Here is a 255-nt window from a genome sequence, read left to right as displayed (position 1 = left end):
CATGGTGACATGTGGAGCTGACGAATACTAATCGATCGAGGACTTAACTAACTTCTATATCTTGATGTCGTGAATTACTCTTATTTAGTTTTCAGGGTATGAATATACTCTTGCATTAAAGTTAAATTTTGTTATAATATAGTATATGTCTGGTAATGAGGGCGGAAAGGTCACACCTGTTCCCATACCGAACACAGCAGTTAAGCTTTCCAGCGCCGATGGTAGTTGAGACCTTGTCTCTGCGAGAGTAGGACG

The 255-nt window shown here is 40.4% G+C and carries 1 rRNA gene; it reads left to right on the top strand.

The features are described 5' to 3' along the window. Positions 1-148: 148 nt before the first annotated feature. A 5S ribosomal RNA gene (rrf, locus tag LZD48_RS18650) occupies positions 149-255 on the top strand; the annotation flags it as partial.

Origin of the sequence: Oceanobacillus alkalisoli, assembly GCF_021556485.1 — a bacterium.
Taxonomy (GTDB): domain Bacteria; phylum Bacillota; class Bacilli; order Bacillales; family Amphibacillaceae; genus Oceanobacillus; species Oceanobacillus alkalisoli.
This window is presented reverse-complemented; position numbering and strand designations above follow the sequence as displayed.